Source organism: Spirillospora sp. NPDC049652, from assembly GCF_040675125.1.
GTDB lineage: Bacteria > Actinomycetota > Actinomycetes > Streptosporangiales > Streptosporangiaceae > Spirillospora.
Genome location: NZ_JBFAOF010000448.1, coordinates 1 through 5,613, shown reverse-complemented (window position 1 = coordinate 5,613; position 5,613 = coordinate 1). Strand labels below are relative to the sequence as shown.

At 76.6% G+C, this 5,613-nt stretch carries 6 protein-coding genes; 3 read left to right on the top strand and 3 right to left on the bottom strand.

The window, feature by feature from the left end:
• A partial coding sequence (locus tag AB0J52_RS24830) for an isochorismate synthase (protein ID WP_500184564.1) occupies positions 1–460 on the top strand: 460 nt, incomplete at its 5' end.
• A gap of 119 nt (positions 461–579) precedes the next feature.
• Here AB0J52_RS24830 and AB0J52_RS24825 read toward each other — a convergent pair.
• The gene (locus AB0J52_RS24825) at positions 580–1,422 is read right to left on the bottom strand and encodes a LysR family transcriptional regulator (RefSeq protein WP_500184562.1); all 843 of its coding nucleotides are present in this window, start codon (positions 1,420–1,422) and stop codon (positions 580–582) included.
• A 73-nt stretch (positions 1,423–1,495) separates the two neighbouring features.
• Here AB0J52_RS24825 and AB0J52_RS24820 point away from each other — a divergent pair, with 73 nt between their 5' ends.
• Positions 1,496–2,794 carry an MFS transporter gene (locus AB0J52_RS24820; protein ID WP_500184560.1) on the top strand — a complete coding sequence of 433 codons (1,299 nt, stop codon included), beginning with the start codon at positions 1,496–1,498 and terminating at the stop codon, positions 2,792–2,794.
• 9 nt (positions 2,795–2,803) lie between these two features.
• Positions 2,804–3,739, top strand: a complete 936-nt coding sequence (locus AB0J52_RS24815) for a DMT family protein (protein WP_500184558.1) — start codon at positions 2,804–2,806, stop codon at positions 3,737–3,739.
• Positions 3,740–3,768: 29 nt separating this feature from the next.
• Here the strand turns inward: AB0J52_RS24815 and AB0J52_RS24810 are convergent, their stop codons facing one another.
• Positions 3,769–4,593, bottom strand: a complete 825-nt coding sequence (locus AB0J52_RS24810; protein WP_500184557.1) for an Fpg/Nei family DNA glycosylase — start codon at positions 4,591–4,593, stop codon at positions 3,769–3,771.
• Between the two features lie 82 nt (positions 4,594–4,675).
• Positions 4,676–5,575, bottom strand: a complete 900-nt coding sequence (locus AB0J52_RS24805) for an acyl-CoA desaturase (RefSeq protein ID WP_500184565.1) — start codon at positions 5,573–5,575, stop codon at positions 4,676–4,678.
• Positions 5,576–5,613 lie beyond the last annotated feature (38 nt).

The window sequence follows — 5,613 nt, the reverse complement described above, 5'->3', positions numbered from 1 at the left end:
CCGCCGGGAGCACTCCTACGCGGTCGACATGGTCCGCGACGCGCTCGCGCCGCTGTGCACCGACCTGGACGTCCCGGCGGAACCGGAGTTGCTGCGCCTGCAGAACGTCACGCACCTGGCCTCACCGGTCCACGGGCGGCTCGGCGCGCACCGCACGGTCCTGGACGTCCTGGCGGCGCTGCACCCGACCCCGGCCGTCGCGGGCACGCCGACCGACCGGGCGCTGGAGCTCATCCGGGAGCTGGAGGGCATGGACCGCGGCCGGTACGCGGGACCGGTCGGCTGGGTCGACGCGCGCGGCGACGGCGAGTGGGGCATCGCGCTGCGCTGCGCGGAGCTGTCGGGGACGCGCGCGCGGCTGTTCGCGGGCTGCGGGATCGTCGCGGACTCCGACCCGGCGGCGGAGCTGGCCGAGGCGCAGAACAAGTTCCGCGCGATGCAGTACGCCCTCGAAGGCTGACGGCACTCCCCGGCCCCTATTCTCCCCGGCCCCTGTTCTCCCGGGCCCCACTCTCCTGGACGCTGCGCCCGTGGGCGGTGTGCCCGGGGGCGGGTTCGTCCCCGGGCGGGGCGGGTGGGTCAGATCACGTGGCGCAGCGCGGTCTCGACGGCGTTGACCAGCGGGTCGCCCTCGGTCGCCGGGTGCCGCGCCAGGCCGAGCCCGACGTCCGGGAGGGCGGGCAGGCCGCCGGGGTCGTGGCGGACCATGGCCGGCTCCACGTTGGCGGGCATGAGCGCGGCGACGCCGAGGCCGGCGCGGACCGCGGCGAGCACACCGATGAGGCTGTTGCTCTCGAACGCCACCCGCCAGCGCCGGCCCGCGTGCTCCATCGCCTCCAGCACCGCGGTGCGCCAGGAGCACGGGGTCGAGAACAGCACCACCGGGAGCGGGTCGGCGGCCACGTCCACGCCCGGCCCGACCGCCCAGACCAGCGGGCGGCGCACCGTCCACCGCGCCGGACCGGGAAGGTCGCGCGCGGCCTCGAGCACGAGCTGGACGCGGCCCGCATGGTAGGCCTCCCGCATCGCGGCGTTGGCGAGGCTGAGCACCTCCAGCGTCGCACCGGGATGCAGCCGGGCCAGGTCGGCGAGGGCCTGCGACAGGTGGGAGGCGGCCAGGTCCTCCAGCAGGGCGACGCCGCAGTGGCCGGTCAGCGCGCGCCCCGTCCCGGCGAGCGCCTGCGCCGACAGCGCGAGGATGCGTTCGGCGTACGGCAGCAGTTCCTCGCCCGCGCGGGTGGGGGCGACGCCGGACGGCGACCGGTGCAGCAGCGGGCGGCCGAAGGCGCTCTCCAGCTTGCGCAGCTGCTGGCTGAGGGCGGGCTGGGTGTGCCCGAGCGCGACCGCGGCGCGGCTGATGCTGCCCGCCCGCACGGCGGTGACGAACGACCGCAGCAGCGCGGTCTCCAAATCCTGGGGCATAAGCATTCATTATGGAGGATCCAAGAAATTAAGCACTTCCTATGGCCCGCCGGAGGGATCTAGCGTCACGCCGGTGAACGATTACCGGAAGGTCCTCGCCGTCCCCGGCATGCCGGCGCTGCTGAGCGTCTCACTGGTCGCCCGCGCCGCGGCCACCGCCTACGGGATGACGCTGACGATGTACGTCGTGCTGGGCCTGGGCATGAGCTACGCGGCGGCGGGCGGTGTCGTGGCGGCCCTGACCGCGGGGATGGCGCTGGGCGGGCCGCTGCTCGGCCGGATGATCGACCGGCGGGGCGCGCGGCCCGTGCTGCTGGCCACCGCCGCGCTGCAGGCCGTGTTCTGGCTGGGCGTGCCGGTCCTGCCCTACGAGGTGCTGCTGGGCGCCGCGTTCGGGGCGGGGCTGCTGGTGGTGCCCGTCCCGCTGGTGACCAGGCAGGCGATCGCCGCGATGACGGCGGCCGGGCAGCGCCAGGCCGCGTTCGCGCTGGAGTCGGTGCAGGGCGAGCTGTCGTACATGCTGAGCCCGCCGCTGGTGATCCTGGGCGCGGCGCAGTTGGCGCCGGAGGCGGTGGCGTGGGGCGTGGGCGCGGTGATCGTGGCGGGCGGGGTGGGGCTGGCCCTGCTCGACCCGCCCCTGCACTCCGCCGACGAGAGGGACCGGGTCGCGGCCGGCTCCGGCGGCGGCGCCGCCCGCAGTCCGCGCCGCCGGGAGTGGCTGGGCCGGGGCATGATCGCGATGCTGGTGACCGGGTTCGGCGCCACGATGCTGCTCGGCGGCACCGACCTGGCCATCGTCGCCACGCTGCGGGACGCCGGGCAGGTGTCCTGGGGCGCGGTGGTCGTGGCCGTGTACGGGGTCTCCTCGGTCGCCGGCGGGCTGGTGTACGGCGCGCTCCCCCGGCCGCTGCCCGCGTGGCTGCTGCTCGGCCTGCTCGGGACGGCGACCGTCCCGGCCGCGCTGGCCCACGGCGCCCTCTGGCTGTGCGTGGCGGGGGTCTTCGCGGGGCTGCTGACCGCGCCGACCGTCTCCGCGGTGTCCGACGCGGTGAGCCGGCTGGCGCCGGCCGGGGCGCGCGGCGAGGCGACGGGGCTGCAGTCGTCGGCGATGGCCACGGGGTTCGCGCTCGGCGCCCCGCTCGTCGGCGCGGCGATCGACGCGTCGGTGCCGGGGGGCGGGTTCGCGGCGGCCGGACTGGCCGGTCTCGCGGCGGCGGCTGTGGCGGGGCTGCTGGCGGCGGGCCGCTCGCCCGCCCGTGGCCGGTCCGCGCCCGCCGCCGCTGGAACCACCGGCCCCGCCGACGCCCGCGGCCTTGACGGTCCGGGAGGGGTGGGGGCCGAGCGGGTCTGTGTCGGCGGGGGCGGCGCGTAGGGTTGGCGGATGGTCTGGAGTCTGGTGGGCGCTCTCGCCGCCGCCTGCTGTTTCGGCGTCGCCACCGTCCTGGAGGCCGTGGCGGCGCGGTCCACGGCGCCCAGCAGCGGCGTCGACCCGCGGCTGCTGGTGCGGCTGGCGGCCAACGTGCCGTTCCTGGCGGGCATCGGCCTGGACCTGCTGGGTTTCCTGCTGGAGCTGGCGGCGCTGCGGTCGCTGCCGCTGTTCGTGGTGCAGGCGATCGTCGCGGCGGCGCTGGCGGTGACGGCGGTCGTGGCCGGGCCGGTGCTGAAGGTGCGGCTGCGCGCCGCCGAGTGGACGGCGGTGCTGGCGGTCTGCGCCGGGCTGGCGCTGCTCGGTTCGTCCGCCGGACGCGAGGGTCCCGCCCACACCGGGCAGGCCTTCCACTGGACGCTGCTCGGGTGCGCGCTGGCGCTGCTGGTGGCCGGCGCGGCCGCCGGGCGCCTGCGGGGAACGGCCCGGTCGGTGGTTCTCGGACTGGTCGCCGGCCTCGGCTTCGGGCTCGTGGCGCTCGCCGCGCGCGTCCTGACCAGCCTGAACCCGCTCGACCTGCTCACCGACCCCGCCTCCTACGCGCTGGCGGGGGCGGGAGTGGCCGCGCTGCTGTTCTACGCGACGGCGCTGCAGCGGGGGTCGGTGACCAGCACGACGGCCGCGCTGGTCGTCGCCGAGACCGTCGTCCCGGCCGCGATCGGAGTCGTCCTGCTCGGCGACCACACCCGGCCGGGGCTGGCTCCGATGGCGGCGTGCGGGTTCGTCCTGGCGGTCGCCGCGACGCTCGTCCTGGCCCGGTTCGGAGAACCCCACACCCCCGGCAGCCACGCCGATGCCGACACCGACGCCGCCGGTGCGTCCGGTCGCGAGCCCGGGCCGGAGCGCTCCTCCGGCGGCGACCGCTCCGAATCGGCCCACCCCGCCGGCTAGCCCCCCGGCCCCTTATGAGGCTCGGCCGTTCAGGGGCGGGCGGCGCCGCGGGGCTGGCAGGTCTCGCACCAGAACAGGTTCCGCCCCGCCATGACCTCCGTGCGGACCTCGGTGCCGCACAGCAGGCACGGCTGCCCGGCGCGCCGGTACACGTACACCTCGCCGCCGTGGTCGTCCACGCGCGGCGGGCGGCCCATGGCCTCGGGGGTGTGCTCGGGGCGGACGGTGTCGATGCGCCCGTCGCGGACGCCGTCGGCCATGAGGCGCCGCAGGTCCGCCCAGATCGCCTCCCACGAGGCGCGGGGCAGGTCGCGGCCGGGCAGGCGCGGGTGGACGCCCTGCCGGAACAGCACCTCGGCGCGGTAGATGTTGCCGGGTCCGGCGACGACCGCCTGGTCCATGAGCAGTTGCCCGATGGGGATCCGGCTGGCGTGGACGCGCCGCCAGGCCCGCTCGGGATCGGCGTCGGGACGCAGCGGGTCGGGGCCGAGGCGGTCGCGCAGCCGGTCCACGGCGCCGGGTTCGAGGATCTCGCAGGCGTTGGGGCCGCGCAGGTCGGCGTACCCGCCGTCGCCGGTGAGGCGGAGCCGGACCGCGCCCCACGGCGCGGGCGCGGGCCCGTCGGCGATGGTGTACTTGCCGTAGATCCCGAGGTGGACGTGGACGGTCAGCTCGCCCCCGAACCCCAGCAGCAGGTGCTTGCCGTAGGCGTCGGCGGTCTCGAGGGTCCGGCCGTCGATGAGCTTGGCGCCGTCGGCGAAGCGTCCCTGGGGGCTGCCGGCGGTGACGGCGCGGCCGCCGAACACCCGCTGGTGCTCGGCGGCCAGGCGATGGATGGTGTGTCCTTCAGGCATGTCCCCGCAAGGATAGGGCGCGGTTCAGATCACCGTGGTCCGCCGCCGGTGCGGGGGTGCGAGGGCGGGCGCGAGGGCGGGGTCAGTCGCGCAGGGGCGCTCCGACGTCGTCCATGTGCGCCAGCGCCTGCCGGTAGGAGGCGTACGCGCCGGTCTCGGTGTAGGGCAGCCCGACGCGGGCGCAGTGCTCGCGGACCAGCGGCTGCAGGCGGCGCAGGTTGGGGCGGGCGACGCTGGGGAACAGGTGGTGCTCGATCTGGTAGTTCAGGCCGCCGAGCAGGTAGTCGGCGACGGGCCCGCCGCGCACGTTGCGGGAGGTCAGGACCTGCCGCCGCAGGTGGTCCCAGCGGTCGCCGGGCCCGGGCATGGCCATCCCCTTGTGGTTGTGCGCGAACGCCGACCCCAGGTGCAGCCCGAACAGGCCCTGGTGGACGGCCAGGAACACCAGCGCCTTGCCGGGCGTCAGCAGCGTGAACGCCAGCCCCAGGTAGGCGGCCAGGTGCGCGGCCAGCAGGACGCCCTCGGTGAGCTGCTCGCGGCGCGCCTTCCCCCGCAGGTACAGGACGCTGTTGGCCTGCAGGTTCAGGCCCTCCAGCAGCAGCAGCGGGAAGAACAGCCACGCCTGGTGCGCGATCACCCACGCGCCGGGGCCGCGGCGGCGCGCGGCCTGCTCGCGCGTCCACGCCAGCACGCCCTCGCCGACGTCGGGGTCCTTGTCGACGTGGTTGGGGTTGGCGTGGTGCCGGTTGTGCTTGTCGTTCCACCACCCGTAGCCGAGCCCGAGGCCGAGGTTCCCCAGCAGCAGCCCGAGCATGCGGTTGGCGCGGGGCGACGCCGCGATCTGCCGGTGCCCGGCGTCGTGGCCGAGGAACGCCCGCCGGGTGGAGGTCAGCGCGAGCGGCACCGCCAGCAGCACCGCCCACCAGGACGCCCCGAACGCCGCGACCGCCGCCCACAGCGCGGCGGTGGCGGCCCCGTTCATCGTCACGGCCCGCGCCTAGTAGCCGCGGCGGCGCACCA